This is a genomic window from Hyphomonas sp. CACIAM 19H1, assembly GCF_003325995.1.
In the GTDB taxonomy this organism is placed as follows: domain Bacteria; phylum Pseudomonadota; class Alphaproteobacteria; order Caulobacterales; family Hyphomonadaceae; genus Hyphomonas; species Hyphomonas polymorpha.
In genome coordinates this window covers 400,170-425,553 of sequence record NZ_CP016437.1, presented here as the reverse complement: position 1 = coordinate 425,553, position 25,384 = coordinate 400,170, and the positions used below count along the sequence as shown (strand labels likewise).

Annotated in this window: 24 protein-coding genes; 8 read left to right on the top strand and 16 right to left on the bottom strand. The window is 63.0% G+C overall.

Going from position 1 to position 25,384, the window contains the following annotated elements:
• Positions 1–23: 23 nt before the first annotated feature.
• From BBF93_RS02055 to BBF93_RS02025, 7 genes are all read right to left on the bottom strand, one after another.
• The gene (locus BBF93_RS02055; RefSeq protein WP_114104816.1) at positions 24–773 is read right to left on the bottom strand and encodes a DUF72 domain-containing protein; all 750 of its coding nucleotides are present in this window, start codon (positions 771–773) and stop codon (positions 24–26) included.
• Between the two features lie 20 nt (positions 774–793).
• On the bottom strand, positions 794–1,078 hold the full coding sequence (locus BBF93_RS02050; protein ID WP_035594123.1) for a type II toxin-antitoxin system RelE/ParE family toxin: 285 nt from the start codon (positions 1,076–1,078) through the stop codon (positions 794–796).
• Entirely contained in the window at positions 1,075–1,314 is a 240-nt protein-coding gene (locus BBF93_RS02045; RefSeq protein WP_035594120.1) for a type II toxin-antitoxin system ParD family antitoxin, read from the bottom strand. The genes BBF93_RS02050 and BBF93_RS02045 overlap by 4 nt, the downstream gene beginning before the upstream one ends.
• Positions 1,315–1,424: 110 nt before the next feature.
• Positions 1,425–3,422 carry an RNA polymerase sigma factor RpoD gene (rpoD, locus tag BBF93_RS02040; protein WP_035594118.1) on the bottom strand — a complete coding sequence of 666 codons (1,998 nt, stop codon included), beginning with the start codon at positions 3,420–3,422 and terminating at the stop codon, positions 1,425–1,427.
• Between the two features lie 71 nt (positions 3,423–3,493).
• On the bottom strand, positions 3,494–5,380 hold the full coding sequence (gene dnaG / locus BBF93_RS02035; RefSeq protein WP_114106968.1) for a DNA primase: 1,887 nt from the start codon (positions 5,378–5,380) through the stop codon (positions 3,494–3,496).
• Between the two features lie 132 nt (positions 5,381–5,512).
• On the bottom strand, positions 5,513–6,259 hold the full coding sequence (locus BBF93_RS02030) for a PRC-barrel domain-containing protein (RefSeq protein ID WP_051612197.1): 747 nt from the start codon (positions 6,257–6,259) through the stop codon (positions 5,513–5,515).
• Between the two features lie 122 nt (positions 6,260–6,381).
• Entirely contained in the window at positions 6,382–6,849 is a 468-nt protein-coding gene (locus tag BBF93_RS02025; protein ID WP_035594278.1) for a GatB/YqeY domain-containing protein, read from the bottom strand.
• Positions 6,850–7,037: 188 nt separating this feature from the next.
• Here BBF93_RS02025 and carA point away from each other — a divergent pair, with 188 nt between their 5' ends.
• Positions 7,038–8,195 carry a glutamine-hydrolyzing carbamoyl-phosphate synthase small subunit gene (gene carA, locus BBF93_RS02020; protein ID WP_114104815.1) on the top strand — a complete coding sequence of 386 codons (1,158 nt, stop codon included), beginning with the start codon at positions 7,038–7,040 and terminating at the stop codon, positions 8,193–8,195.
• Between the two features lie 90 nt (positions 8,196–8,285).
• Here carA and BBF93_RS02015 read toward each other — a convergent pair whose 3' ends face one another.
• From BBF93_RS02015 to hppD, 5 genes are all read right to left on the bottom strand, one after another.
• Positions 8,286–8,912 carry a CoA transferase subunit B gene (locus BBF93_RS02015; protein WP_114104814.1) on the bottom strand — a complete coding sequence of 209 codons (627 nt, stop codon included), beginning with the start codon at positions 8,910–8,912 and terminating at the stop codon, positions 8,286–8,288.
• The gene (locus BBF93_RS02010) at positions 8,912–9,619 is read right to left on the bottom strand and encodes a CoA transferase subunit A (RefSeq protein WP_035594110.1); all 708 of its coding nucleotides are present in this window, start codon (positions 9,617–9,619) and stop codon (positions 8,912–8,914) included. The genes BBF93_RS02015 and BBF93_RS02010 overlap by 1 nt, the downstream gene beginning before the upstream one ends.
• A gap of 127 nt (positions 9,620–9,746) precedes the next feature.
• Positions 9,747–10,757 (bottom strand): fumarylacetoacetate hydrolase family protein, encoded by a 1,011-nt coding sequence (locus tag BBF93_RS02005; protein ID WP_035594108.1) that lies wholly within the window; start codon positions 10,755–10,757, stop codon positions 9,747–9,749.
• A gap of 130 nt (positions 10,758–10,887) precedes the next feature.
• Positions 10,888–11,439: a VOC family protein gene (locus BBF93_RS02000; protein ID WP_114104813.1), complete on the bottom strand. Its 552-nt coding sequence runs from the start codon at positions 11,437–11,439 to the stop codon at positions 10,888–10,890.
• 123 nt (positions 11,440–11,562) lie between these two features.
• On the bottom strand, positions 11,563–12,663 hold the full coding sequence (gene hppD, locus BBF93_RS01995) for a 4-hydroxyphenylpyruvate dioxygenase (protein ID WP_114106967.1): 1,101 nt from the start codon (positions 12,661–12,663) through the stop codon (positions 11,563–11,565).
• A 95-nt stretch (positions 12,664–12,758) separates the two neighbouring features.
• Here hppD and BBF93_RS01990 point away from each other — a divergent pair, with 95 nt between their 5' ends.
• Positions 12,759–13,217, top strand: a complete 459-nt coding sequence (locus BBF93_RS01990; protein WP_035594102.1) for a MarR family winged helix-turn-helix transcriptional regulator — start codon at positions 12,759–12,761, stop codon at positions 13,215–13,217.
• Between the two features lie 165 nt (positions 13,218–13,382).
• Here the strand turns inward: BBF93_RS01990 and BBF93_RS01985 are convergent, their stop codons facing one another.
• Positions 13,383–14,360, bottom strand: a complete 978-nt coding sequence (locus BBF93_RS01985; protein ID WP_233349237.1) for an alpha/beta fold hydrolase — start codon at positions 14,358–14,360, stop codon at positions 13,383–13,385.
• 360 nt (positions 14,361–14,720) lie between these two features.
• On the opposite strand from BBF93_RS01985, the gene BBF93_RS01980 reads away from it, so the two are divergent.
• From BBF93_RS01980 to BBF93_RS01960, 5 genes are all read left to right on the top strand, one after another.
• Complete coding sequence (locus BBF93_RS01980; protein WP_035594099.1) at positions 14,721–15,086, top strand: BlaI/MecI/CopY family transcriptional regulator; 366 nt, start codon at positions 14,721–14,723, stop codon at positions 15,084–15,086.
• Entirely contained in the window at positions 15,083–17,221 is a 2,139-nt protein-coding gene (locus BBF93_RS01975; RefSeq protein ID WP_035594097.1) for a M56 family metallopeptidase, read from the top strand. The genes BBF93_RS01980 and BBF93_RS01975 overlap by 4 nt, the downstream gene beginning before the upstream one ends.
• Positions 17,222–17,292: 71 nt before the next feature.
• Positions 17,293–17,739 carry a hypothetical protein gene (locus BBF93_RS01970; protein ID WP_114104812.1) on the top strand — a complete coding sequence of 149 codons (447 nt, stop codon included), beginning with the start codon at positions 17,293–17,295 and terminating at the stop codon, positions 17,737–17,739.
• Between the two features lie 16 nt (positions 17,740–17,755).
• Positions 17,756–18,568, top strand: coding sequence for a manno-octulosonate cytidylyltransferase (locus tag BBF93_RS01965; RefSeq protein WP_114104811.1), 813 nt, complete (start codon positions 17,756–17,758; stop codon positions 18,566–18,568).
• Between the two features lie 3 nt (positions 18,569–18,571).
• The gene (locus BBF93_RS01960) at positions 18,572–19,171 is read left to right on the top strand and encodes a histidine phosphatase family protein (protein ID WP_114104810.1); all 600 of its coding nucleotides are present in this window, start codon (positions 18,572–18,574) and stop codon (positions 19,169–19,171) included.
• A gap of 3 nt (positions 19,172–19,174) precedes the next feature.
• Here BBF93_RS01960 and BBF93_RS01955 read toward each other — a convergent pair whose 3' ends face one another.
• Together BBF93_RS01955 and pepN are read right to left on the bottom strand one after the other, a co-directional pair.
• A complete protein-coding gene (locus BBF93_RS01955) occupies positions 19,175–21,574 on the bottom strand; it encodes an ATP-binding protein (protein WP_114104809.1) in 2,400 nt (799 codons plus the stop codon).
• Positions 21,575–21,667: 93 nt separating this feature from the next.
• The gene (pepN, locus tag BBF93_RS01950; RefSeq protein WP_114104808.1) at positions 21,668–24,289 is read right to left on the bottom strand and encodes an aminopeptidase N; all 2,622 of its coding nucleotides are present in this window, start codon (positions 24,287–24,289) and stop codon (positions 21,668–21,670) included.
• A 104-nt stretch (positions 24,290–24,393) separates the two neighbouring features.
• Here pepN and BBF93_RS01945 point away from each other — a divergent pair, with 104 nt between their 5' ends.
• Positions 24,394–24,759 (top strand): VanZ family protein, encoded by a 366-nt coding sequence (locus tag BBF93_RS01945; RefSeq protein ID WP_114104807.1) that lies wholly within the window; start codon positions 24,394–24,396, stop codon positions 24,757–24,759.
• Here the strand turns inward: BBF93_RS01945 and BBF93_RS01940 are convergent, their stop codons facing one another.
• Positions 24,760–25,344, bottom strand: a complete 585-nt coding sequence (locus BBF93_RS01940) for a hypothetical protein (protein WP_199288430.1) — start codon at positions 25,342–25,344, stop codon at positions 24,760–24,762.
• Between the last annotated feature and the right edge of the window lie 40 nt (positions 25,345–25,384).

Below are 25,384 nucleotides of genomic sequence, written 5' to 3'. Positions count from 1 at the left end.
GCTTCTTCCTGCGGAGGGCGGCCCTATCCGGGCCGCCCCACCCGCTCGATCAGTGCCTTGGCCGCGGCCGGGTTGCGCTCCTTGGCTCCGGCAATGAAGAACGCGAATACCTCGCGCTTCTTCGCCCAGCCCTTGAGTGTCTTCGCCCAGGCGTCCAGTTCGGCAGGCGGGTAGCCGGTCTCAAGCTCGCTGCGCGTCTGCTGCAGGCGGGCATAGGCGAAGTCTGCCGTTTCGATGTCCGGCATCGGCCAGTCCGGATCATCGGCGAATACCACGGCGCAGCCATGCTGGCGCATAAGATCCGTGAACGCCTCATTCCGGAAGGTGTCATTGCGCACCTCGATGGCATGGCGCAGGCGCACGCCTTTATGCTCGGGCGGCAGGCAGGAACAGAAAGCCCCGAAATAGTCGCCGTCAAACTTGCGCGTTTCGGGAAACTGCCAGTTGATCGCGCCGAGCTTCTCGCCCATCGCCGTCACACCGCCCTCAATGAACATGCCGACCGAGCTGCGCATGTCCTCCACAGTCTTGCGGATCGTGGTCGCCCGGTGCGCCTTCACGGTGAAGCGGAAATCTTCGGGCACTTCTTCCGCCCACTTTGCAAATGTCGCCTCGCTCTGGCCGCGATAAAAGGTCGAATTGATCTCAATGGCCGTTACCTGCCTGCTCGCATAGGCGAGCTCTCCCGCCTTCTTCACCTCCGGCGGATAGAATGTCTCCCGCCAGGGCTCATAATTCCACCCGCCAATACCGGCACGAATGGGATGGGGCATGGAGCTCTCCTGCTATCCTACTAGTCCGCAGACCAATCTTCGTGACCATGGCGGATGCGCAGGATCAACGCCACTTCTTCCCTGATCTCATAAAGGATCACATGTGATCCAAATAGCCGAACGCGGACCGGACGATCAAGCTCATTTCTGACAGGGCTGGCGAGCGGATATTCGGCAATAAAACGGAATGCTTCCGCCATTTCTGTGGCATACTTCTGAGCTTGTTGCACACCAAACAGACGGATGCCATTACGGTTTATGGCCGCGATATCAGCCTCCGCCTCCCGGGAGAAATCGATGTTCAAGACTGGGCGGCTTTCCAGGCATCCTGCATCACTTGGTCAATGGACTTGCCTGAGAAGCCGCTCGCATACGCCTCCTCAATCCTCTCGTTCAGCGCCGCGATCTTCTCCTGCTTGATCTGCTCGCGGCGGATGAGGTCGCGGATCAAGTCGGAGGAATTGGCGTATTTGCCATCGGCAGATTGCGCCTCGACCCAGGCTTTCATCTGATCAGGCAGAGAAATGTTCATCGTGGCCATGGCGGGGCTCCTCTTAACGTACAGCCAAGTTAATGGCAAACTTTGCCAAAAACAAGATAGAGGGCGGGAATCAAAAAGGGCGGCCGTGGGGCCGCCCTTTTTATTTCAGATCAGGTATCCAGGAAGCTTCGCAGCTTCCTCGACCGGCTCGGATGCTTCAGCTTCCGCAAAGCCTTCGCCTCGATCTGGCGGATACGTTCGCGGGTCACGCTGAACTGCTGGCCGACTTCTTCCAGCGTGTGGTCGGTATTCATGCCGATGCCGAAGCGCATCCGCAGAACACGCTCCTCACGCGGAGTGAGCGAGGCGAGCACGCGGGTCGTCGTCTCGCGCAGGTTCGACTGGATGGCCGCGTCCACCGGAAGCAGCGCCATCTTGTCCTCGATGAAGTCGCCGAGGTTTGAATCCTCGTCGTCCCCGATCGGGGTCTCCAGCGAAATCGGCTCTTTCGCGATCTTCAGAACCTTACGGATCTTCTCCAGCGGCAGGCCCAGCTTTTCGGCCAGTTCTTCCGGGGTCGGCTCGCGGCCGATCTCGTGCAGCATCTGGCGCTGGGTGCGGATGATCTTGTTGATCGTCTCGATCATGTGCACCGGGATACGGATTGTCCGGGCCTGGTCCGCAATGGAGCGGGTAATGGCCTGACGGATCCACCAGGTGGCATAGGTCGAGAATTTGTAGCCGCGCCGGTATTCGAACTTGTCGACCGCTTTCATCAGACCGATATTGCCCTCCTGGATCAGATCCAGGAACTGAAGGCCACGATTGGTATATTTCTTGGCAATCGAGATCACGAGACGGAGGTTGGCTTCCACCATCTCCTTCTTCGCGATGCGGGCCTCGCGTTCGCCCTTCTGCACGGTCTGCACGATGCGGCGGAAGTCGTCGATCGGAATACCGATCTCCTGCGCGATTTCGGAAATCTCGTCGCGCACTTCCTGGACTTCTTCGCCCTTGCCATCGACGAGGCGTTTCCACTTCGCCGAAATCTCGCGCACACGCTCGGCCCAGTCCGGCTCAAGCTCGCTGCCGATATAGTTCTGCAGGAACTCCTTACGCGGAACACCGTGTGCATCGGCCAGACGCATCAGCTTGCCTTCCAGGCCCATCAGCTTCTTGTTGATGGCGTAGAGCTGTTCGACGAGGGCTTCGATACGGGCATTGTTGATGTGGATCGTCTTGAGATTTTCCACGATCGCCAGCGACAGCTCGTCATATTCGAGCTGCGCCTTGGGCGTCAGGTCCTTGCCTTCTATCCGGCGGGTCAGCAGGCGGTCCTGAAGCTTGCGGAAACGGCTAAAGGCTTCGGCGATCTCGTCGAGCTTGGCGAGCACGCCTTCGCGCAACTCCCCTTCCATCGCCGACATCGACATCGCAACCGCGTCGTCTTCTTCTTCCTCTTCCTGCTGCTGCTGGCGCAGACGCTCGGCCTCAACCTCGTCCACCTCTTCGGCAGAGCGGCGCTTGCCCTTGGCGGGAACCGGCTCGGGCGCCTTTTCCTCGATCACCTTGGGCTCGGGCGGCGGATTTTCCGCGCCATAGGTCGCTTCCAGGTCAATCAGGTCCCGCAGCAGGATGCGCTCATTCATGAGCTCATCGCGCCACACCATCATGGCCTCAAAGGTCAGCGGGCTTTCGCAGAGGCCGCGGATCATGGCGTCGCGGCCGGCCTCGATGCGCTTGGCAATCGCAATCTCGCCCTCACGGGAGAGAAGCTCCACCGCGCCCATCTCGCGCAAATACATCCGCACGGGGTCGTCGGTCCGGTCGCTGCCACGGGCATTGCCCTTCTTGGCGACGACTTTCTTGTCCTCGATCTTGGTGAGCGCCTTGCCCTGCTCCTCGGCCTCTTCCTCGGTCTCGACGACCGCTATGCCCATTTCCGAGATCTGGGACATCACGTCCTCGATCTGGTCAGAGCTCATGTCAGAGTCCGGCAGCAGCTGGTTGATCTCGTCATGGGTGATGAAGCCGCGCTTCTGGGCGCGCTTCAGAACCTTTTTGACGTCTGTGGCGTTAAAATCGACCAGACCACTTTCGTTGTCCTTGTCATCTTCGCCCTCGCCGTCGCCGGCAGTGTTCTTTTTCTTCTTGGTGGCTGTCGCCATATCTCAGCTATCTCCCGTCCGGTCCGGCAGCCTCTGCAGGGCCGCCATGCCAGTGCCTCTCGCCTTACCGCTCAGCTATCGCTGCGTTTACTGGATGCCTCGTTCATACGGACCTTTAGAGCCTGTCGTTCAGCAACCTTTTGTAGCTGCCTCCGCCATTCTTGCGGGGACAGTGTAGGGTCCGCGCTCGCACTATCCGTGCCAAAGCCCGTCTCCTGGTCGCTGGAACGCCGCATCGCCACATATTGCTCCAGAGCGATTAGCCATTCCCGAGCCTCGGACCCATTGGTCGCTATCTGAGGCGTTACGGGATAATCTTTGAGCAAGCCGGCAGCACGTATGTTCCCAGAATTCGCTAGATGGGCGGTGATTGTCCCGCGGTCAATGGGGATTCCGTCATTTGCCAGGTCAAGAACTGCATCGCGCAGGCGAACGACATCCGCATCGGCGAATGCACATTGGGCAAGCATCTCCGCCCCAATGGCCAGAAGGCCCGGATTATCGATGGCGCGAAGCACCAGGCTCAGCCCGCCAATCTTCTCCCGCGCGCCCTGCTTGAGCACTTCCTGGGCGGGCTCGCCTTCGGAGAGAATCTGTGCCGAACCGGGCAGTCCCGGCTTTCCGGGGCGTTTCTGGTAATTCGCCGCGCGCTTGGCCTCGCGCAGCTGCCAGAGATAATCCCGCAGGCGCGATTTCAGATCCCGCTCATAGGCCGCTTTCACCCCCGCATGGCGAATATGCCCGCACGCCGCCATCAGCCGCGCCTCCAACCCCGCCTGCCGCTCGGGCGTATCGAGCGGCTCGGCATCCCGCTCGCGCCGCCACAGGAGTTCCGACATCGGCAGGCGCGCGGCAAGCTGCTCGGCCATTGCCCCCGCCCCCTTCGCGCGGATCAGATCGTCAGGGTCCATCCCGTCCGGCAGCAGCACGAAGAACACAGACCGCCCCGGCTCGGCAAAGGGCAACGCCCGGTCGAGCGCGCGATAGGCGGCGCCAAGGCCTGCCCGGTCGCCATCAAAACACATCACCGGCTCGGGCCCTGCCCGCCAGATCAGTTGCAGCTGGTCTTCGGTCAGCGCCGTGCCCAGCGGGGCAACGGCATTGCCAAACCCCGCCTCGCAGAGGGCGATAACGTCCATATAGCCCTCTGCCACGATCAGCCCGCCGCCTTCGCCATGGCCAAGCGCCTCGCGCGCCGCCTTGTAGCGATAGAGCACGGTCGATTTGTGAAAGAGCGGGGTGTCGCCGGAATTGAGATATTTCGGCTTGGCATCGGGCTGCAGCGCACGGCCGCCAAAGGCGATGATCCCGCCGCGCGCATCGGGAATGGGAAACATCAGGCGCCCGCGGAACATGTCATAGGGCTCGCCGCCCCGGTCGCTTTCCTTGATGATGCCCGCTTCCAGCAGCTCGCTGTCTGTAAAGCCCTTTTCGTGCAGATGCGCCCGTGTCCGCCGCCAGTCGTCGGGGGCATAGCCCAGCCGGTATTTGCTCCAGCTTGAAGCGCTGAGTCCCCTGCCCTCCAGATAGGCGCGCGCGCCGCTGCCCTCAGGCGCACGCAGCCGCTCCTCGAAAAACTCCGCCGCCGCCTCGCACGCCGCCTGCAGCCGCTTGCGGTGGTCATATTCCTCTGCCGCTGCCGGGTTCGCCTTGGGCAGCGCCATCCCCGCCTCTTCAGCCAGCTTCTCCACCGCTTCCATGAAGGAGAGCCGCTCGGTCTCCATCACGAAATTGATCACATCCCCGCCCATGCCGGAGGAGAAGCATTTGAAGATGCGCTTCTGGTCGTTGACATAGAAGCTTGGCGTCTTCTCGGCGGTGAACGGGGACAGCCCCACCCACTCCTTGCCCTTCTTCGTCAGCTTCACCTTGCGCCCGATCACATCCGAAGGCCGGATGCGGGCCTTCAGCTCCTCGACGAAGCCATCAGGAATGCGAATGGGGGGAGCAGATGACATAAAGGCCAGAATACCATCTTTGTTCGTCGCCGGGCACCGGAGATTGGCATCCGCCCACAAAATACAACACCCAAAAGAAAAGGGCCCCGCCTTGCGGCAGGGCCCTCCTGGTTCAACGGGGCAGGACGTATCTTACTCCCAGCGATACATCGGCGCTTCGTCGAACTCGCTCTGATCGATGTCCAGGATCACATCGCCTTCGCCGTCACCTTCAGCAACCCGGATGGCGTTGGCCGGCACCACGAACTGGTCGGTGGAGGCCAGGCTCGGCGAAATCACGGCATAGCGCAGTTCACCGGAGTTGGTGAGGATGAGGTCGGTGATGCGGACATCATCCTCGCGGAAGGAAACCGGGGTGGTGGCGCCCATGATTTCCGAAGCCAGGCGGTAGTCATTCATGCCGTCCTGTTCGAAGGCGGGAAGCGTTTCGATGGTTTCTTCGGCAATCTGAACCAGCACTTCAGGCTCCTGATCGGCCGGCGCCGTCACGGTCGCGGTGTTGAAAGCGATCTGGCGCAGCTCACCGCCGACGCCGGCAACGCCGCCATCACGGATCAGGATCACAGGCGAAGCGCCATCTTCACCGAGGTAAACATCGGCAACCGTCGCGATTTCTTCATCAGCACCATTGCGCACCGATGCGCCGATCAGGTCGGAAGCTTCCATCTCGCCCTGAGCAAGGCGGTATTCTGCGCGAACCGAATCCAGATCGGTGCGCTCATTTACGCTGGCGGTGTCCATGGTCTGGTCGTCATACTCGACAACCTGCGGACCGCGGGTTTCGTAGCCATTGGTGGCGGCCGGGCCTTCAGCCGGCGAACAAGCGGCTGCGCCAAGCAGCAGGACAGAGGCACTGGCAGTAGCAAGAAGGGTCTTCATGGGTTTGTCCTTTCGATGGGGGTAGATGTCCCACCAACGGACCCTGCGAAGAGTTGTTCCCCCACATTGCCGACTTTTCAGACTCAGGGCGGAAATGGGGCGAGGCCGCCCTCGCCGGCCGCTCAGCCCTTGCTGAGCGCGGTGCGCACGGCCTTACCGGCGCTGGCCGCCTCGATCTGGCCCGGATAGCGCGATTTCAGCTCAGTCACGCAGCGGCCCAGGTCCTTCAGCTTGGCCGCGCCCAGATCCTCAACCACCTGCCGCACGGCAATATCCAGCGCCTTGCCCGACAGCGGCTGGGGCAGGAAAGCCTTGATGATCTCGACTTCCTCGCGTTCGCGGATAGCATCGGCGATGCGGCCTTCCTCTTCATGCTCGCTGGCGGCTTCCTCGCGCTGGGCCACCATCGTCAGCAGCACGCGCTGCACATCGGCGTCCGGGCAGCCTTCGCCCTCGCCCCGCCCGCGCGCGCAGACATCCCTGTCCCGGATGGCGCACTCCACCAGGCGCAGCGTACTCAGCCGCATCTCGCTCTGCGTCCGGGCAGATTCGTCCTTGAGTGCTTGAAGGATGCGGGACTTGAGTCCCATACAGGCAGTCATATCTTCACGGCCCATGCCGGTCCTATGCCTTTCTACACCCCGCGACAAACGCCTTGCTTGACGGTGCGGAGAGTCAGCCCCAATAAGCGGCCGAGTTTTAGCCAGACCGGTTAAAACGGCGTCAACCAGCAAGGCCAGCGGCGAGAGGTATATCTTCCATGAGCAGGAATCAAGATATGGACTCAGCCACCGGTGCCTTGGCCCTTGAAGATGGTACGATTTTCGCGGGTTTCGGGGCCGGGGCGACGGGTATCAAGGTGGGGGAGCTGTGCTTCAACACGGCGATTACAGGGTATCAGGAAATCCTGACAGACCCCTCCTACGCCTCGCAGATCATCCTCTTCACCTTCCCGCATATCGGAAATGTCGGCGCAAATGCTGACGATCAGGAAGAATCCACCGCTGCTGCGGCCGACGCGGCCCGCGGCGCCATCTTCCGCGAGCCGATCACCGCGCCGTCCAACTGGCGCGCCACCGATGATTTCGGCGGCTGGCTGGCAAAGCGCGGCATCATCGGCCTTTCCGGCGTCGATACGCGCGCGCTGACCAAGCGCATCCGCGAAAAAGGCATGCCCAAGGCGGCCATCTGCCACAAGCCAGATGGAAATATCGACTTTGCCGCCCTCGTGGAGCTGGCGAAAAGCTGGGAAGGCCTCGACGGGGCAGACCTTGCTGATGTCGTTGACCAGGACGCTGCCTACGAAAACACCGACGGCCTCTGGAAGCCGCAGACCGGCCACGACAAGCTCAGCAATGCCGAGTTCCATGTCGTCGTGGTCGATTTCGGCGTGAAGAAGAACATCCTGCGCAACCTTGCCAATGCCGGCGCCCGCGCAACGGTCGTCAATGGCGACGCGACTGCCGAAGACATGCTCGCCCTGAAACCCGATGGCGTCGTTTTCTCCAACGGCCCCGGCGACCCGGCCGCGACCTATGAGCGCTCCGGCACGATGATCAGAGCCATCGTCGCTTCCGGCCTGCCGATCCTCGGCATCTGCCTGGGTCACCAGCTGCTCGGCCTGGCGCTCGGCGCGAAGACCAAGAAAATGGCGCAGGGCCATCACGGCGCAAACCATCCCGTGAAGGATCTCACCACCGGCAAGGTCGAGATCGTCTCGATGAACCACGGCTTCACCGTTGACCCCGAGACCCTGCCCGCTGGCGTCGAGGAAAGCCACCGCTCCCTCTTCGACGGTACCAATTCGGGTCTCTCGGTTACCGGCAAGCCGATTATCTCGGTCCAGCACCACCCCGAAGCTTCGCCAGGCCCGCAAGACAGCTTCTACCTGTTCGACCGCTTCGCCGGCCTGATGCGGGGCCATCGCGGCAAATAGCAAAAGGCCGCCCGCGGGCGGCCTTCTTTTTAACACGGACAGCTAAAGTAAGACGGCCGCAGGCTTCAGCCTGCGAGCAGCCGCGAGCGATTAAACCAGCGTCGCCTCGGTCTTCGCCCGAACTTCCTCTTCCGTCACGCCCGGCGCCAGTTCGAGCAGCTTCAGCCCGCCCGGCACCACATCCATAACGCAGAGATCGGTGATGATCCGGTCGACGACTGCCTTGCCCGTCAGCGGCAGGGTGCATTCTTTCAGCACCTTGCTCTCGCCGGCTTTGTTGGCGTGGTCCATCACGACCACCACGCGGCCAACGCCCGCCACCAGGTCCATCGCCCCGCCCATGCCCTTGACCAGCTTGCCAGGGATCATCCAGTTGGCCAGATCGCCATTCTCCGCCACTTCCATCGCGCCGAGGATTGCCATGGCAATCTTCCCGCCACGGATCATCGCGAATGAGGTCGCACTGTCGAAATAGGCGGTCTGGGGCAGTTCGGTAATCGTCTGCTTGCCGGCATTGATCAGGTCGGGGTCTTCCTCGCCCTCGAAGGGAAACGGCCCCATGCCCAGCATGCCGTTCTCGGACTGAAGCGTCACATTCACGCCAGCCGGAATATGGTTCGCCACCAGCGTCGGAATCCCGATGCCGAGGTTCACATACATCCCGTCCTTCAGCTCCCGCGCGGCCCGCGCCGCCATATCATCGCGTGTCCAGGGCATCAGCTTGCCTCCCGCTTGCGCACAGTGCGCTGCTCAATCCGCTTCTCGTGTTTACCCTGGACCAGCCGGTGCACATAGATGCCCGGCAGGTGGATCGCGTCGGCATCAAGCTGCCCCGGCTCCACGATCTCCTCCACTTCCATCACGCACACCTTCCCGCAGGTCGCGGCCGGCAGGTTGAAGTTGCGTGCCGTCTTGCGGAAGATCGCGTTGCCCGTTGTGTCCGCCTTCCAGGCTTTCACGATCGCAAGGTCAGCGAAGATCCCCTCTTCGAGGATGTAGGTCTGCCCGCCGAACTCCTTGTGTTCCTTGCCCTCGGCAATCACGGTGCCCACGCCAGTCTTGGTGTAGAAGCCCGGAATGCCCGCGCCCCCTGCCCGCATCCGCTCGGCAAGCGTCCCCTGCGGGTTGAACTCCAGCTCCAGCTCGCCGGAAAGATACTGCCGCATGAACTCGGCATTCTCGCCCACATATGAGCTCATCATCTTCTTCACCTGCCGGCTCTCCAGCAGCACGCCAAGGCCAAAGCCATCGACGCCGGCATTGTTGGAGGCGACGGTCAGGTTCTTCACGCCGCTGTCGCGGATCGCCGCGATGCAAAGCTCGGGAATCCCGCAGAGGCCAAAGCCGCCCGCCGCGATCAGCATCCCGTCATGCAGCAGGCCGTCCAGGGCCTCGGCTGCCGAATTGTAAACCTTGTTTGCCATCCGGCCCGTCACTCCCTTGTGCCTGCCCGCGCGGGGGAATGCCCCGGCGCTGCCAAACCCTATCATGATTTCCGGCGCCCTGAATGCCTCAGGCCGCGCCAAATTTCAACACCTGTTGAAAAACGGATCAGACCGCTTCAACCGTCTGCTCGATCGCCCCGAAGATCGAATGCCCGCTCGTGTCGCACATCTCGATACGCACGGTGTCTCCCGGCTTCATAAACGGCGTTTTCGCCGCTCCGTCCGCGATGGTCTCGATCATGCGGATTTCCGCGATGCAGGAATAGCCCAGCCCGCCCTCTGCCACGGGCCTCCCCGCCCCGCCGTCGGCGCCCTTGTTCGATACCGTGCCCGACCCGATGATCGAGCCGGCAACCAGCGCGCGGGTTTTCGCGGCATGGGCGACAAGGCGCGGCAGGCTGAACGTGGCGTCCACACCCGCATTCGCCCGGCCGAAGGGCTTGCCGTTCAGGTCCACCCGCAGGGGGAGATGGACGAGGCCATCCCTCCAAGCATCGCCCAGCTCATCGGGCGTGACAGCGACGGGAGAAAAGGCGCTGGCGGGCTTTGCCTGGAAGAAGCCGAAGCCCTTGGCGAGTTCACCCGGGATGAGGCCGCGCAGGGAGACATCATTACAGATCATCACGAGGCGGATGAGTTTGGCCGCGTCTGCCTCGCTGACGCCCATGGGCACATCATCGGTGATGACGGCGATCTCCCCTTCCATATCGCAGCCCCAGGCTACGTCTTTGAGAGGAATAGCGTCGCGCGGGCCGAGGAAGCCATCGGAGCCGCCCTGATACATCAGCGGATCGGAATAGAAACTCTCGGGCACCTTGTCACCCCGCGCCGCGCGGACGAGTTCGACATGGTTGATATAGGCAGAGCCGTCCGCCCACTGATAGGCGCGCGGCAGCGGGCTCATCGCGTCATGTTCATGGAAGCGGAACGTCGGCACAGAGCCCAGCTCCACCTGCTCGGCCAGCATGGCCAGCTGCGGCGCATAGATCTCCCACTTGTCCAGCGCGGCCTGCAGGGTGGGCGCAATCCGCGCCGCGTCCGTCGCCCGCGTCAAATCCCTGGAAACAACAACAAGGCGCCCATCCCGGGTGCCGTTTTTCAATGTGGCAAGTTTCATCTGGAATGTTTCCTCTCAAATCTTCTAAGCCCCCCTCTCCCCTGGGAGAGGGGGTTGGGAGTGAGGGTGCGCGCCCTCTCAAATCTTTGCAAGCGGGGAAGCGGAGCGCCCCTCAGGGGGGAAGCGCGCCCTACTTCGTCTCTTCCGCGATCTTCTCATGCAGCCAGGCCGCATGCCTCGGCGCCTTCTTCGTTTGGCTCCACTCCTTGATCATCGGCTCGGCGACCGATTTCAACTGCGCCATCTGCTCCGGCGTGCCGATGTCGGCGGCCAGCTCCAGCCGGTGCCCGTTGGGATCAAAGAAATAGATCGACTTGAAGATACCATGATGCGTCGGCCCCAGAACATCGATGCCCAGCGACTCAAGGTGCGCCTTGGCCGCATGCAACTCCTCAAGGCTGCCCAGCCGCAGCGCAATATGCTGCACCCAGACCGGCGTGTTCTCGTCTCGCCCCATTTCGGGCTGCTCGGGCAGCTCGAAAAAGGCAAGCACATTGCCATTCCCCGCATCGAGGAAAATGTGCATGTACGGATCATATGCCCCGGTGGAGGGCACATGGTCTTCCGCGATGGCGAGCTGGAAATCCATGCCCAGCGTCTTCCTGTAAAACTCCACCGTCTCCTTCGCATCCTTACAGCGATAGGCGACATGATGAACGCCGCGAAGTTTAGGTGTGGTCATCTTCTTTCTCCGTCCTCCCGGAGGCTCACCCTGAGCGAAGTCGAAGGGTGGGCCGCCAGGCGGAACACTGGTGAGCCCGCGCTCGCCCTTCGACTTCGCTCAGGGTGAGCGCTCAGGGCTGGATTATACTTTTTCTTCCGTCTTCAGGACACCGCGCTGTATCTGGTCGCGCTCCATCGATTCAAACAACGCCTTGAAGTTCCCCTCGCCAAAGCCGTCCTTATAGTCGCCCTTGCGCTGGATGAATTCGAAGAACACCGGGCCAACCTGCGCCTGCGCAAAGATCTGCAGCAGGAGGCGCGGGCTGCCGCCCTCGGTCGTCCCGTCCAGAAGAAGACCGCGCGATTGCAGCCCCTTTACGTCCTCGCCATGCCCCGGCAGGCGGCCATCGAGCATTTCGTAATAGGCCGCCGGCGGCGCCGTCATGAAGGGCACGCCCATCGTTTTCAGCTTGTCATAGCATCCATAAAGATCGTCACAGATCAGCGCGATATGCTGGATGCCTTCGCCATTGAACTCCCGCAGGAATTCCTCGATCTGGCCGCCGCCGCCCTTGCCCTCTTCATTGAGCGGTATACGGATCTTCCCGTCCGGCGCCGTCAGCGCCTTGGAAGTGAGGCCGGTATATTCGCCCTTGATGTCGAAATAGCGGATTTCCTGGAAGTTGAAGAGCTTCTCATAGAAGTCCGCCCAATACTTCATCCGCCCGCCATACACATTGTGCGTCAGGTGATCGATCAGCTTGAAGCCCGCGCCAACGGGGCGCTTGTCCACGCCCGGCAGGTATTCAAAGTCGATGTCATAGATGGAGAGTTCGTTCGCCCCGGTGTCATACCGGTCGATCAGGTAGATGATCGAATTGCCGATGCCGCGGATGCCGGGAATGTGCAGCTCCATCGGGCCCGTTTCGACCTGCACGGGCTCTGCCCCCTGTGCCAGAAGGTGATCATAAGCCTTCCGGGCATCCCGCACGCGGAAGCCCATACCGCAGGCCGACGGGCCATGCTCGCGCGCGAAATACCAGGCGGCGGATCTGGGCTCATAATTGGTGATCAGGTTGATCCCGCCCTGGCGCCACAGCTCCACGTCCTTGGAGCGGTGCCGGGCGATCTTCGTGAACCCCATCGTCTCGAATACCGGCTCCAGAATACCTTTCTTGGGGGCGGAAAACTCGATGAACTCGAATCCATCGAGACCTGCGGGATTGTCGAACAGATCAGCCATGGCAAAAGGCTCCATATTGCGCGTGTGGAATATATAGTTTCATATGTAACTAATATCACCCCGCGCCGCAAGTGATGGATCAAACAGGGTTTCCGATGTCCGAAGTTCCCCCACTCCGCCTCTCCACCTTCCTACCCTTCCGGCTGTCGGTGCTCTCCAACGCCATCTCCCAGCGGATTGCGGAGCTTTACGACCGCGAATTCGGCCTCTCCATCTGGCAATGGCGCGTCATGGCGGTCACCGCCGACACGCCCGGCATCTCCGCCACCGAGATCGGCCAGCGCACCCAGATGGACAAGGTCGCCGTCAGCCGCGCCGTCGCCGGCCTGATCGAGATGGGCTATCTCGAACGCCGCCCCTCCGAAGATGACGCCCGCCGCGCCAACCTCTACCTCACCCCCGCCGGCGCCGAGGTCTACAAGCTGATCGTTCCCCTCGCCAAAGCCGAAGAGGCCCGCCTCGTCGCCGCCCTGTCAGAGGCCGAACAGGCCGAACTCACCCGCCTGATGATCAAACTCGCCCAAACCGCCTCCCCCGACCGCGACCTCTGGTGACGCCCAAACGTGCAGCAAACGCGCAATGTCAGGACATCGAACTCCGTACCCTGCTGATCTCGGTCACCAGATGGGCTCGCGCCCCTCGGCCGGAAGAACGGCGTCACGCAAAACCGGCCGCCCCAAAGGACCGCGCTCCGACCCTCCGTGCCGGAAAAAGCCCGCCTACCCTGCCCGGCGCCGTCTCTGGCGCAGGCCGCGCGCCACGGGCGCATCTTCCTCCAAGGTCAGCCGCTCCACCAGGCGGGCGATGAAGGCCGACAGCTGGTCGCGCACTTCATACGGCGCTTCCATCGGCAGGAAATGGGATGTGCCGCGCACCGCCCGCATCATCAGCGATGGGTTCTGCTGGATGATCTGGGCACGCACCTTGTCGGAAATCACCGAATCCCTTGTCGGCCGCATGATGACGATGGGAATCTTGTTCTTGCGCACCTTCTTCAGCGCGGCCCACGGCGCATGGCGTTGCGCGCCAAAAGTCCTGGCTTCCCATTTCGGCGTGCAGGTCAGCGCCCAGCGCTGGGTATCGGCGTCCTGTGGGCCGGTGTCCACGCGGTCGATCCCGTCGAGCAGATAGTCCGCCAGGAAAGGTTCGCGCCATGACTGGAACGCGCCCCGTCCGGTGTAAGACTTCAGCGCCTCGGGGAAGGATCCGAACTCGCCCCGGCGCTTCTTCGCGCGCGAGGCCATCTTGTTGCGCGCAAACAGCCAGTTGAAGGGAGGAAACACATGGTTCCAGAAATAGGTCTTCCGTGAAAGGATCACCGGGTCTGCCAGCACGAGGCCTTTCACCAGGTCCGGCCGCTTGCCCGCCACCAGCAGAGCCACGCATCCGCCCATCGAATGCCCGCCCAGCACTACGCCCTGGGGCGCTTCCTTCTCCAGGAACTCGATCACGTCATCGCGGTAACGGTTCCAGCTCGTCAGGCCGCCCTTGGTCGGAATGGTCGTGCGGCCATGGCCGCGCATGTCCAGCGCGCCGATCCGGGCGCGCAGGCCAAGTGGCGCCAGAAGGGACTGATAGGTCATCGCGTTGAAGCCGGTCGCATGGATCCAGATGGCGGCAAACGGCTTGATCGGATCGCCAAACTCGATCCCGGTCATCTCGCCGCCGGATTTCATCTCTTCGCGGAACCGGCGCATCAGCTGCGATCTCCGCCGCGCGCCGCCGCTTCAAAATTCTCCAGCACCCGCGCCTCCCGGTTCTCTTCTCTCTTTACCGATGGACCGTGTCCTGCGGCCACTCCCCTGCAGACTTTCCGCATATCTGCGGAGGACGCAACCACCTGGCCGGGTTTCTTCACGTTACTCTACTCCACACGACTCGCCAGCAGCACACACCGGACTGGAGAAACTCTACAAGAGCGTTTCCCGGAAATGAAGGGACGGGAAGCCGCGCCGCCCAGACAGGAAGCAGCTTACGCCGATTTCATATTCCCCCTATTGACCACGCTTGTAGTCAATCGTATTGACCACGTGTGTAGTCGACAGGGGTTTCCTACCATGATGCAGATCTCAGCCGCCGAACTTGAAGTCATGGGGGTCCTCTGGGAGGAACCCGGTCTCGCCGCGTCCGATGTCCATGAGAAGCTGGGCGACGGGAAAGACTGGAATGTCCGCACGGTTAAAACCTTCCTCGCCCGCCTGGTCGAGAAAGGCGCCCTCACCACCCGTGAGGATGGCCGCCGCTATCTCTATTTCCCCGCCATCGACGAGGCTGAATACAAGGCCAAGGCGGCCGGCCAGTTCGTGGACCGGGTGTTCTCCGGCCGCGCCGCCCCGCTGGTCGCCCATCTCGCCGACACGCGCGGCCTTACTCATGATGATATCGCCGAACTCGAAAAGCTTCTGGGGGAGCTGAAGAAATGATTATCCAGCTTCCCGATACCTATCTGGCTCATGCGCTTGAAGCGGCTCTGGCCGTTACGCTCCTGATCATCCTGGTGCTTGTGGTCCGCAAGCCGGTAGCCCGGCATTTCGGCGCCGGCATAGCCTACGCCCTCTGGCTGCTGCCGGTGGCCCGGCTGGTCCTGCCGCCTTTGCCGCATGACGTGCAGGCCTCCCTTTTCAGCTGGTTCCGCCTTCCCGCGACCAGCGATGGCGGCGCCGTCACCGCCAGCACCAGCACCGCGCATGAAACGGTAACCGCCGCCTCGGCCATGGCCAGCAGCGCCGCGCCGGCCATCCCGGCCGAAATTCTCCCGGCTGCCCAACCAGTCATCACCGAGGCACCGGTCAACCTGGCCGCGCCCGCCCCCTTGCAGGGCCTCCTCGAAACACCAGACCTTCTGGCCTATGCTGGCATGACGGTCCTTGCCGTCTGGCTCGCCGGGGTTGCCTATGTGCTCGCCCGCAGCCTCTACACCCACATGCAGTTCATGGCTGTGGTAGAGCGCGAAGGCCAGCCGGTGACCGGTCACCTGGAAGCGCTCTCGATCGAAGTGGCGCGAGAAGCTGGCCTCAAGCGGCTGCCGCGGATCGTCACCAGCCTGATCTCCAGCGGCCCCTTCGTCACCGGCCTCTTCCGCCCGGCTGTGGTCCTGCCCGCCTGGTTTGCCGAAGACTATTCCCGCACCGAAGCCCGCGCCGCCATTGCGCATGAGCTGACCCATGTGAAACGCGGCGACCTCTGGGCCCTGCAGGCATCCGAAATCTTCCTTGCCCTGATGTGGTTCAACCCGCTGGCCTATATCGCCCGTCAAGCATTCCGCACCGATCAGGAAGCGGCTTGTGACGCTGATGTGTTGCGCCGCGGCCATGCCAGCCCCCATGCCTATGGCTCGACGCTGGTGAAAGCCGTGCGGATGCAGATGCCAGCCCGCATTGCGCTGACCACCAGCCTGCCCCTCACCCACGCCCTCAAGGAAAGGCTGAAGCTGATGTCCTATCCCGCCCCTGACTCGCGCCGCCGCTGGATCGGATTTGGCGCCGCCGTTCTCCTCGGCACCACGGCGCTGGTAGGCACGGCCTCCGTGGCCGCAGCTGGAGAAAACCACCGCAAGGATCTCAAAATCCAGAATGGCACGCTCTGGCTCGACGGCGAAAAGATCGACAACCGCCAGGTGGTCCTCCTGACCGACCCGGTGCAGGGCATCCTGCCCAAACCGCCGGTGCCGCCGGAGGTCAAGGACCTCTCGGCCAGCATCGCAAGAGATGTGGCCGAGCTTACCGGCCCGGAAGTGCTCGGCGCCGTCGCCGACATGAGCAAGGACCCGGACTTCCTGGAGATCACGCGTCTCAGCACCGAGCTCGCAATGATGGGCGCAAGCCTCGGCACCCAAGCGGCCTTTGAAGGCATTTCGATGAACTTCGCCGGCATGTCCGAAGATGAAATCGATGCCTGGGCCGAGGAGTTTGAAGCTCGCATGGAAGCTAAAGCTGCTCAAATCGAAGCGCGCGCCGCAGAGATGGAAGCTCAGATCGAAGCCCGCTCTGCCCGGCTTGAAGCCCGTATGGACAAGGCCAACGAGGTTCGCGCCGAGGCACTTGAGCGCCAAATAGAAGCCAATGCCGCGCGGATCGAGGCTGAAGCGGCCCGCATCGAAGCCGAAGTCGAGCGCTATTATGGCAAGGACTTCGAAGCCCGGGTGGAAGCGCGCACCTCGGTGATCCCCGATCTGGTCCAGGAGTGCGTCGCCCTCAACCTGGCCGAAGGTGAAACCCGGATCGTCGAGCGCAAGACCGATGATGGCTACAGCGTGAAGATTGCCTGCGCTGCCGGAGGCAAGGACGTGCTGCGCACGGAGAAGACGATCGGGTTCATCAATTCGAATGATGGCCTCAGCGAGCAGGAGAAAGCCAAATTCCGCCAGCAATCGTCCGCCAGCAACAAGCATACCTTCACCTTCTCCACCAAAACCAGCAGCGACAAAAAGCAGGCCGTACCCGCGCCCCCGGCCCCTGCTGAAATTCCTGCGGATCTGCTGGGTGAGGAGAAGCATACGAGCCTCTTCCCCTTCTCCCCGGCCTTGCGCCTGAATGAGGAGAGCTGCGGCGCGGCCTGAACCAGCGCTTCCCGCGCCCGGCAGTTGCGGCTAGGGTCGAGCAAAAGCTCACCGCCCGGAGGCCCTCCTGCATGATGATCCGCTTTGCCCTGGCCGCCATGGCGCTTGCCTCACTCGGCGCCTGCGCGACCCAGCCTGAGCCCTGCACCACCGAATGGGTGCAATACCGCACTGACCGCATCCTCGGCAAATTCGCCATGGACAATCGCGGCCTCGTCAATGATCTGCGCCGGCTGACGCGCGAAGATGGCCGGGTTGATCCGGTGCAGAGCGTGATCCTCGCCGCCAAGGCCGAAGACATCCAGCGCTTTGCCCGCAGCTTTGAAACCGTCGTGGTGCCGGAACTGAATTCAGCCATTGCGCAATGCGGGCGGCATGAGAATTTTGTGCCGGCCTTCACCCAGTTCCTGCGCAATGAAGGCGTGCCGGAAGCCTCGCTGCAATGGGTCGGCCCGATCCTGGCGCTTGTCCAGGTCATGCAGAATGACGGGCAGCTGCAATCCTCCCCCCGCCTCTGATCGGGGGAATACGGACATGCAGACCCTGATCGTTGTTCCCGCCCGCTATGGCTCCACCCGGCTGCCGGGCAAACCGCTGGCCAAGATCGCCGGCAAGACGATGGTAAGCCGCGTGGCAGATCTTGCCCGGCGCGCTGCGGCCCAGCTCGGCAAGGGCACCGAATGCGTGGTGGCCACCGATGACACGCGCATCCTCGAATACTGCCGCGACAATAACATCAGTGTCGTGATGACCGACCCGGCCCTGCCCTCGGGGTCTGACCGGGCTCTCGCCGCGGTTGATGGCCTTGGCATGAGCCCGGACTTCGTGGTGAACCTGCAGGGCGATGCGCCTTTCACGCCCGTGGCCCATGTTGTGGCTGTCGTCAAAGCGCTTGAGAAATCCGGCGCCGACGCGGCCACGCCCTATATCCAGCTGAGCTGGGCCGCGCTCGACCAGCTGCGCGCCCACAAGGCCGAAACGCCCTTCTCCGGTACGACGCTGGTAAGAAACCCCAAGGGCCAGGCGATCTGGTTTTCCAAGAATATCCTGCCTGCCATCCGCAAGGAACCTGAGCTCCGTAAGCTGAACGATCTCTCGCCGGTCTGCCAGCATGTTGGCCTTTACGGCTTCCGTCTCGATACGCTGCGGCGCTACTGCGCCCTGCCTGAAAGCTATTATGAGCGGCTGGAAGGCTTGGAACAGCTGCGCCTGATCGAGAACGGGTTCACGGTTCAGGCCGTCGAGGTAAAGCCCGGCCGGATCGCCATTCCCGGCATTGATACGGCCGAGGATATTGCCCTTGCCGAGCGGCTCGTGGCCGAACTGGGCGAACCGGACGCAGCCTGAGCCATGGCCCGCCTGTTTATCGTCCGCCATGGCAACACCTTCGACAAGGGCGATACCGTCACCCGTGTCGGCGCGCGCACGGACCTGCCGCTCTCCGTCTCGGGCCGCGAGCAGGCCCGCCATCTGGCCACGCACTTTGCCGGAACGCGCTTCACCGCCGCCCTTTGTTCGACGCTGGTGCGCACCCGGCAGACAGCCCGCGCGATCCTCAGCCAGCGGAGCGACAGCCCGGCCCTGCTGATCGCGCCTTTTTTGACCGAAATCGACTATGGCCCGGATGAAAATCAGCCGGAAGACGTGGTTGCTGCGCGTCTTGGCCCGGCCCTGGAAGCCTGGGACCGGGACGGCACACCCCCGCCGGGCTGGAAGATTGACCCCGGCGTCCTCCGCGCGGGCTGGCGGGCCCTCCTCGCGCGGGCGGCAAAGTTGCCGGAAGACGCCAACGCATTGATCGTTACCTCCAACGGCATCGCCCGCTTCCTGCCCGATGTGGTGGACGAAATGCCCGCCGGGCTTGACCGGAAACTCAAGACCGGGGCCTGGGGCGAACTGATCGTAACACCGGCCCGCAGCGAGCTGCTCAGCTGGAACCAGCGCCCCTGATCCTCAGGCCACATCCCGCTGGATATCGAAGCGGAGCGCTGACGGCCCGCCGATCGGCAGCACAAAGGCGACCGTTGTTCCCTCACCATAGATGGAAGACAGCAGCATCCGCCCCCCATGCATCTCGGCAAAGGATTTGGTGAGGGCGAGGCCGAGGCCCGTGCCCTCATGGTTGCGGTCCTTGGTCTTGGCCACCTGCTCGAAAGGCTGGGCCAGGCGCGGCAGGTCTTCGGGCGGAATACCGATCCCGGTATCGGTGACGCCGAAATAGATATCGGTGCCCCGCTGCTCGACGCGTACGGTGATGGTGCCGGCATTGTCAGTGAATTTGACCGCGTTGGAAAGCAGGTTCAGCATCATCTGCCGGATGGCGCGGTGATCGGCGTCGATGTCAGGCAGGTTGTCTTCGGCCTCGAGCACAAGATTGATCGCCTTTTCCTCGGCCTTGCGGCGGATCATGCGCATGGCAGCGTCCACCGGATCGATCGGATCAATCGGCTGTGGGCTGATGGTCATCTTGCCCGCTTCGATCTTGGCCATGTCGAGGATGTCGTTGATCATGTCGAGCAGGTGCTGGCCGGACATGAGAATATCCTTGGCATATTCCTTGTACGACGGATCGCCCAGCGGGCCGGCAAGCTCGTTCGTCATGATTTCCGAAAAGCCGATCACGGCATTCAGCGGCGTGCGCAGCTCATGGCTCATATTGGCCAGGAAGGCGGATTTGGCGAGCGCGGCGCGCTCAGCCTTTTCCTTTTCTTCCGAATATTTCCGGGTGAGTTCATTGGAGCGGCCTTCGGAACGCTCAAGGTCCAGCGCGGCGCGGCGCAGCTTTTCCTTCTGCTTCTTCAACTCGTCCTCATTGCGGACATTCTCGGTCACATCGATGCCGACCGTGATCAGCCCGCCATCCGGCGTGGCGCGCTCTACCATCTTCAGCCAGCGGCCATTGCGCAGGGCGAGCATCGTCGTGCGCATGTCTTCCTCGGACCGGCGCTCATTGGCCACCGCCCCTGCCCGCGCGATCACCACCGTATCATGGCTCATGCCCGGCCGCAGCGTATCCTGCAGCCCGAAATCCAGCGCGAAGGCACGGTTCCAGTAAAGTAGGCGCTTGCGCGTATCCCAGAGAGCAAAGGGGCCGTTGAAGCCTTCAATGGCGTTGCGCAGACGGCGCTCTGCCGTCTTCACCCGGTCTTCGGCCTGCTTGCGCTCGGTCGCGTCCATCATGATGCCGCCGAAAACAGTCGTGCCGGTGACAGGATCGGTGGAGACGCTGCCCCGCATTTCGATCCAGCGCAGAGGGCTGGTCTGGGCAATGAAAGTGAGATGTACCCAGCCGATGCTGCGGGCCTTGGAGAAACCCTCCTTCACATAGCTGCGGCTTTCCACCGGCACGCGGTCGAGCAGTTCCTCGAGCGCCACGCGGCCTGAACTGGCGATGCCGACCAGATCTGCCGCCCCTTCGCTGAGGAAGAGGGCGCCCGGCCCCTGATACCATTCCCAATAGCCCGCCCGCGCGCCGCGCATCACGAGGCCGAGAATACGGTCGGACTCCTCGTTGCGGGTTTCCTGGATCGCGATCTCCCGCTGGCGCAGGGAAAGCCGCCGCGACAGGCCGAACAGCGTGAAGGTGGGCGCGGCCACCAGGAGCGCGAAGATCGCGAAGCTGAGAAGATCAGCCCGCGTCAGCAGGGGCTGCCTGACCGCGACACAGACTGACAGCGCGCCGCTGCCTGCCGGGGCGCAGGCGATTGCCGCGCGTGTGCCGCCCGTAGAGATGATCCGGGGACGGGACGCGCCCGCCGCCGCTGCGGCCGTCAGAGACGTATCACCGGTCCCGAACGTATTGCCTTCGCCCAGCAGGGTGATCCGGGCCCCTTCCCCCGGCTGGCCAATCAGTTGGGAAGCCTGCGTCAGCGCCATGACGGGATTGCGCTCGTCCAGCGCCGCCAGGAAGACGATATCTCCCTGCGCCGAGAGGCCGATCAGGGCACCTTCTTCCATCATCCGGTTGGCGGCCGCCACGCCCGCGCCAAGGCGCGAGGTTTCGGGCGATTGGGACGCGTCGCGCAGGGAAACGATGGCATCAATGCCCGGCGTGAGGCTGGCGGTTTCAGCCCGCGGAACACTGCCGCCCTCGGCAATCGAAATGGCGGTTATGGCAACATTGCCCGCAGCTTCGATCCGCGCGGCCAGATGGCGGGCTTCGCTCTCGATCTGGATGAGGCGGCTGGCTTCGGCGGTCTGGCGCTCGTCCCAGGCCTTGAGGCCAAGCGCAAGTGCCAGGAGGCCGAGGATCAGCGGAACCAGAACGCGCAGCCGGCGTGCCTCAGCCTTTGCTGCAGCCGTGTCTGCGGCAGCAGCTGGTGTCAGCTGAGAACGGGCCTGCGATCTTGCCAAGGTGGAGCCTGACGTCTGCTACTTCCGGGAAACAGTCAGCCTACCTTTTCCGCCTGAAACATTGACCGCTCGTTAACAAAGTTAGCTGTGGAATTAACCTTTCGCGTCCCCGTCGAGGGCGCGGCTGGCAATGTCCATCGCATTGGGAGAAAGGCCTGCTGCAACAAGGCGCTTGAGGCACCCTTCCGCCTCTGCGCCCGCCTTGGGTTCCAGCAGGCGCCACTGTTCGAATGCCGTCATCAGGCGCGCGCCCAGGGCGGGGTTGGCCTTGTCGGCGGCCAGGATCGTCTCTTCTACCGCCCGGTAGCCGGAGCCATCGGGGGCGTGGAAGGCGGCGAGGTTCTGCATCGCAAAGGCGGCGACCACCGAACGCACCCGGTTGGGATTGCGCAGATCAAAATCCGGATGGGCAATCAGGCGGCGGACATCCTCTGCCGTGCCCAGGCCAGCCTGAACCGAGAACCATTTGTCCATGACGAGGGCGTTCTGCTTCCATCTGGCTTCAAAATCCGCCAGTGCCTCTTCCTTACCCGCCCCTGCCGAAACCGTCAGCGCGCGCAGCGCCGAGAGCTGCTCGGTCATGTTCGGAGCATTGCGGTAGAGATCGAGCAGGGTGCCGGCCGCGTCACCGCGCCCGCCCAGCAGCATGATGAAGGCTGACCGCAGCGCGCGGATCGACGCCTGCTCTGCGCCCGGATTGTAGGGCGCAGGCGAAGCTTTCGCGAGGGTCTCGGAAATTTCCGGCGCAAGCTCGGCAGCAATGGCGGCCTGCAGCTTGCGCCGGGCGGCCGAGAGGGCGACCGGATCGGCAGGCTCGCGCTCCAGAAAAAGCTCGCCCACATCCGGCAGGCGCGTCAGCAGCGCGGCAAAGGCCGGGTCGCCCATCGCGCCGCGAACCGCCTGGCCGATAGCGCCAACGAGGGCAGTATCCGGCGCGGTCTGCGAACCGTCTGCCAGGGTGAGAATTTCCTCCTTGATCAGCGTCTGCAGACCATCCCAAGTATTGAACGGGTCTGTCTCTGCCCGGACGAGCGCCAGCCGCTCATCCCGGCTCAGCGCGCGCTTGAGGCGCACCGGAGCGGAGAAATCGCGGTTGAGCGACACAAGCGGGCGCGCGCTGCCGGCCGGCAGGCGGAACACCATTTCGGCCTGCTCGGTATCCAGCACATAGAGGAACGGCTCGGCGGCGCGGTCAGTAGCGGCGACATGCCCACCCTTCCCGTCCAGCAGCGCGGAAAGCAACGGCACCGGCACCGGCTTCTTCACCGGCTGGCCATGGGTGGGGCGGGTGTATTGGGAGAGCTTCACTGTCAGGGTCGAACTCGCCGCGTCCCAGCTTTCCTCCACCGTGATTTCCGGCGTGCCGGCCTGGGCATACCAGCGGCGGAACTGGGCAAAGTCCTGCCCTGTTGCCGCTTCAAAGCAGGCGTAAAAGTCTTCGATCGTGACCGCCTGGCCATCATGGCGCTCAAAATAGAGATCCATGCCTTTTCGGAAATCCTGCGAACCGATCTGCCTGCGGAGCATTCCGATCAGCTCGGAGCCTTTCTCATACACGGTTGCCGTGTAGAGATTGTCGATGGCGGCGTAATTGTCCGGGCGCACCGAATGGGCCAGCGGGCCGGCATCTTCGGCAAACTGGCGGGCGCGCAGCTTGATCACATCCTTGATGCGCTGAACCGGGCGCGAGCGCATGTCGGCGGAGAAGTTCTGATCCCGGAAGACCGTGAGCCCTTCCTTCAGGCAGAGCTGGAACCAGTCGCGGCAGGTGATGCGGTTGCCGGTCCAGTTGTGGAAATATTCATGCGCCACGATGGATTCGATGGCTTCAAAATCAAGATCAGTGGCCGTGGCTTCATCTGCCAGCACATAGGCGGAGTTGAAGATGTTGAGGCCCTTGTTTTCCATGGCGCCGAAATTGAAGTCGCGCACCGCCACGATGTTGAACACGCCGAGATCATATTCGCGGCCATAGGCTTCCTCGTCCCAGCGCATGGAGCGTTTGAGACTGTCCATCGCCCAGGCGGCGCGGGCGGCCTCGCCCTTGTCGACATAGATGCCGAGATCGACATGCGCGCCGCTGGCGGTGGTGAAGCTGTCGCGCAACACATCATACTCGCCGGCGCAGAGGGCAAAGAGATAGGCAGGCTTTTTATGGGGATCGTCCCATTCGGCAAAATGCCAGCCACCTTCCAGATCGCCCGCCTCCCCCGGCGTGCCGTTGGAAAGGAGGTGCGGATATTTCGCCTTCTCCGCTTCAATCCGCACACGGAAGCTGCTCATGACATCCGGGCGGTCGGGATAATAGGTGATGCGGCGGAAGCCGATGGCTTCACACTGGGTGCAGAAGCGCCCGCCAGAGATGTAGAGCCCCGAAAGGGCGGTGTTCTTCTCCGGCGAAATCTCCACCACCGTTTCAAGGGTGAACGGCCCCGACGGCGGCGCCGTCAGTGTCAGCCCGTGATCATCCAGCGCATAGTCCGAAGGCGGCAGGATCGAGAGTGCGCTCCCCTCGGCAGCCAGCCGGATCGATTTCAGCGTCAGGGCCTCCCCGTCGAGCCGCATCGGGCCGCTGCCTGCCGGGGTCACCTTCATTGTGGCGCGCACCTGCGTGGCGGCGGGGTCCAGCCGGAACTCAAGGCGGACCTCATCAATCGAGAAGGGATAGGGCGTATAATCAGCAAGGCGGACGGCGACGGGGGTTTCAGTTCGCATCAATCGGGTCTCCGGGAGGGGTGACAGGCCTGCAGGGATACCGGAGCGGGCCTGCGCCGTCGAGGCCCGTTGCCCATACGGTAGCCCTCTGGCAAAGGGGGACCATGCGTCATCCTCCCTCTTTGCGGCTGATCCGCAGGCTGGCTGCCTTTGCCGCCCTGGTGGTCGCCATCGTCGTTGCCTATCTGTCGCTGATGCCGGTGGATGAGGGTCCGGCCCCCGTCTTTACCGACAAGGTGAACCATTTCCTGGCTTATGCCGGGCTTGCCGCCCCTCTGACACTCGCCTTGCATCCCAAGCGCTGGCTGAGCGCGGTGATCGTGGCCACGGTTTACGGGATCGGGCTGGAATTTGCCCAGGCGATGGGGGATGCCGGCCGCGAAGGATCGGTGCTCGACGCGCTGGCAAACTTTCTGGGCGCCCTGGCCGGCGCAGCGCTGATCCGCTTCAGCGCGGGCGTGCGGCCCTGATCACTCCGCCGCGGTCGCGGCTGTGTCTTCTTCCAGGCGATAAACAGCCCGCAGGATCTTGGCGCAGCGCGCCGCCACCGGGCGCAGCTCCTCGGGCACATTCTTCGGATTGGCACCAGCGAACTCCGCAATCTTGCGCGCAACGCGGAAAAGATCGGGCGTGTGGGCAATCATCCGGGCCTGGTGTTCGACGCGGGCCGGATCGCGGTCATATTCCGTGGCCGGCACCCGCCAGCCGCTATTGGGCCCGTCATCGGTAGCAACTGCCGGATAGGTGCCCGGCGTCACACCGAGCGCCACCTGCCCGTCTCCGGAACGCCATTTCATCAGGCGCCGGACGACCCGCCACTGCTCGATCAGCGTGTCGTCCTCGTCATCTTCTTCGCTGCGTTCTTGGCGGTGCATGGCCTCTTCAGACACAAGTTCATGCGCCTGAAACAGCCGGCCGAGGCCGCAATCATAGGTGATACGCAGGGGCTCATCGACACCCTTCACCCAATGGGGCACCACCCGCTCGATCGGCACCCAGGTGCCCACCGGCTTTACGTAAACCCGCTGAGACTTGTGAAACAGCGCCTTTGCCATGACGGATGACCCCACCTCGATCAACCCGCATACATGCCAG

What these genes read in the sequence shown, in the direction of transcription:
- BBF93_RS01960 (WP_114104810.1), top strand. Translation starts at nt 18,572, where the DNA reads ATGGCCCGCCTGTTTATCGTCCGCCATGGCAACACCTTCGACAAGGGC.
- BBF93_RS02030 (WP_051612197.1), bottom strand. Translation starts at nt 6,259, where the DNA reads ATGAAGACCCTTCTTGCTACTGCCAGTGCCTCTGTCCTGCTGCTTGGC.
- BBF93_RS01990 (WP_035594102.1), top strand. Translation starts at nt 12,759, where the DNA reads ATGTCCGAAGTTCCCCCACTCCGCCTCTCCACCTTCCTACCCTTCCGG.
- BBF93_RS02055 (WP_114104816.1), bottom strand. Translation starts at nt 773, where the DNA reads ATGCCCCATCCCATTCGTGCCGGTATTGGCGGGTGGAATTATGAGCCC.
- BBF93_RS01970 (WP_114104812.1), top strand. Translation starts at nt 17,293, where the DNA reads ATGATGATCCGCTTTGCCCTGGCCGCCATGGCGCTTGCCTCACTCGGC.
- BBF93_RS02025 (WP_035594278.1), bottom strand. Translation starts at nt 6,849, where the DNA reads ATGGGACTCAAGTCCCGCATCCTTCAAGCACTCAAGGACGAATCTGCC.
- BBF93_RS01985 (WP_233349237.1), bottom strand. Translation starts at nt 14,360, where the DNA reads ATGCGCCGGTTCCGCGAAGAGATGAAATCCGGCGGCGAGATGACCGGG.
- BBF93_RS01940 (WP_199288430.1), bottom strand. Translation starts at nt 25,344, where the DNA reads ATGGCAAAGGCGCTGTTTCACAAGTCTCAGCGGGTTTACGTAAAGCCG.
- BBF93_RS01975 (WP_035594097.1), top strand. Translation starts at nt 15,083, where the DNA reads ATGATTATCCAGCTTCCCGATACCTATCTGGCTCATGCGCTTGAAGCG.
- BBF93_RS02045 (WP_035594120.1), bottom strand. Translation starts at nt 1,314, where the DNA reads ATGGCCACGATGAACATTTCTCTGCCTGATCAGATGAAAGCCTGGGTC.
- dnaG (WP_114106968.1), bottom strand. Translation starts at nt 5,380, where the DNA reads ATGTCATCTGCTCCCCCCATTCGCATTCCTGATGGCTTCGTCGAGGAG.
- carA (WP_114104815.1), top strand. Translation starts at nt 7,038, where the DNA reads ATGGACTCAGCCACCGGTGCCTTGGCCCTTGAAGATGGTACGATTTTC.
- rpoD (WP_035594118.1), bottom strand. Translation starts at nt 3,422, where the DNA reads ATGGCGACAGCCACCAAGAAGAAAAAGAACACTGCCGGCGACGGCGAG.
- BBF93_RS01945 (WP_114104807.1), top strand. Translation starts at nt 24,394, where the DNA reads ATGCGTCATCCTCCCTCTTTGCGGCTGATCCGCAGGCTGGCTGCCTTT.
- BBF93_RS02015 (WP_114104814.1), bottom strand. Translation starts at nt 8,912, where the DNA reads ATGCCCTGGACACGCGATGATATGGCGGCGCGGGCCGCGCGGGAGCTG.
- hppD (WP_114106967.1), bottom strand. Translation starts at nt 12,663, where the DNA reads ATGGCTGATCTGTTCGACAATCCCGCAGGTCTCGATGGATTCGAGTTC.
- BBF93_RS02010 (WP_035594110.1), bottom strand. Translation starts at nt 9,619, where the DNA reads ATGGCAAACAAGGTTTACAATTCGGCAGCCGAGGCCCTGGACGGCCTG.
- pepN (WP_114104808.1), bottom strand. Translation starts at nt 24,289, where the DNA reads ATGCGAACTGAAACCCCCGTCGCCGTCCGCCTTGCTGATTATACGCCC.
- BBF93_RS02000 (WP_114104813.1), bottom strand. Translation starts at nt 11,439, where the DNA reads ATGACCACACCTAAACTTCGCGGCGTTCATCATGTCGCCTATCGCTGT.
- BBF93_RS01965 (WP_114104811.1), top strand. Translation starts at nt 17,756, where the DNA reads ATGCAGACCCTGATCGTTGTTCCCGCCCGCTATGGCTCCACCCGGCTG.
- BBF93_RS01980 (WP_035594099.1), top strand. Translation starts at nt 14,721, where the DNA reads ATGATGCAGATCTCAGCCGCCGAACTTGAAGTCATGGGGGTCCTCTGG.
- BBF93_RS02005 (WP_035594108.1), bottom strand. Translation starts at nt 10,757, where the DNA reads ATGAAACTTGCCACATTGAAAAACGGCACCCGGGATGGGCGCCTTGTT.